The sequence below is a fragment of the Dysgonomonas sp. 37-18 genome, assembly GCF_001899125.1.
In the GTDB taxonomy this organism is placed as follows: domain Bacteria; phylum Bacteroidota; class Bacteroidia; order Bacteroidales; family Dysgonomonadaceae; genus Dysgonomonas.
This window is the reverse complement of the sequence record NZ_MKVC01000035.1, coordinates 1-1092: the sequence shown is the minus strand read 5'-3', so window position 1 is coordinate 1092 and position 1092 is coordinate 1. Positions and strand designations below refer to the sequence as shown.

Below are 1092 nucleotides of genomic sequence, written 5' to 3'. Positions count from 1 at the left end.
ATAAAAAAAGGCTGTCATCTCGACAACCAATCTCAACTTTTTAACCATAAACCGAATACCATGAAAAACACAATACAAATATAAGGTGTTTTTCAATTGAAAGTAAAGTTATACTTATAGAAGATTTTCACAATAAAATTAGACCTATGTGAATAAGTCTAATTTTATCATCACGAATATTAATTAGGCGTCTTTACTCGGCTCTGAAGATCCTGTAACCGTAATATAAAATTTATATATGTATTTTACACAATAGCACTTATTGCCTTGCTGGTCGTAGCCGCGAACCCATACATATCCAAATGCATGTATTTCATGATTTCCGGGTCTAGGAAACATAACTGTAGCGTTTGCTCCAGAGGCTATAAATACAGCGCCGGAGTAAGGATATTTTACCCACTCCACTTTATCACCATTTACACCACCAATAGTGCGATATTCTCCGACCTTTAAATATATGTTAGCAACGAGAGTTTCAGGAGTAATGCCACACATAGGACAGTCGCCAGGACTAGTGGTTACAGGATAATCATCAGGTTTAACAGCAGCTTGCTCGCTATTGTTTTTTTCTTTTAATATTACATCTTCTTCATTTGAACATGAAGAGAATAATAACACACCCAAAACTAAACAAAGGCAAATGTTTTTCATAACAAATAGAATTTTAATTTATAAATTAGATTAATAAAGAAAAGATATGAGAGATATCTTTTCTTATAAAATTACTTATAATGATCTTTTAATAAGGTACATTGTCTTTTCATATGACTTTTTCTAGTGTATTTATTTTATATTGTTTTAGAATATAATATGTTAACAAATATGAGGTGTGACTTTTTATGCAATGGTTTTAATTGCTAATCTAATAAATACTACCATGCTTAACGATGACGATAAATTGAAAAATAAGTCTATGCTCGATAGCAGGCTGGGAGCCCCTATGAAAAAAGTAGAAGGATTGAGTAGTGACATGAAAAAGGCTGAATCGGAACATCTTCATGTGTTCCGCGGAGATATTACCATAAAAGATAGTAAAGAAGACGATCAAAAAAGGAAATAAAAAAAGGCTGTCATCTCGACAACCAATCTCAA

At 32.2% G+C, this 1092-nt stretch carries 2 protein-coding genes; one reads left to right on the top strand and one right to left on the bottom strand.

The window, feature by feature from the left end; all coding sequences use genetic code 11:
- Positions 1–183: 183 nt before the first annotated feature.
- Complete coding sequence (locus BGO84_RS13705) at positions 184–651, bottom strand: hypothetical protein (protein WP_291029982.1); 468 nt, start codon at positions 649–651, stop codon at positions 184–186.
- A 226-nt stretch (positions 652–877) separates the two neighbouring features.
- Between BGO84_RS13705 and BGO84_RS13700 the strand changes: the two genes are divergently transcribed.
- Entirely contained in the window at positions 878–1060 is a 183-nt protein-coding gene (locus BGO84_RS13700) for a hypothetical protein (RefSeq protein ID WP_291029980.1), read from the top strand.
- The last annotated feature ends 32 nt before the right edge of the window (positions 1061–1092 follow it).

What these genes read in the sequence shown, in the direction of transcription:
- BGO84_RS13705 (WP_291029982.1), bottom strand. Translation starts at nt 651, where the DNA reads ATGAAAAACATTTGCCTTTGTTTAGTTTTGGGTGTGTTATTATTCTCT.
- BGO84_RS13700 (WP_291029980.1), top strand. Translation starts at nt 878, where the DNA reads ATGCTTAACGATGACGATAAATTGAAAAATAAGTCTATGCTCGATAGC.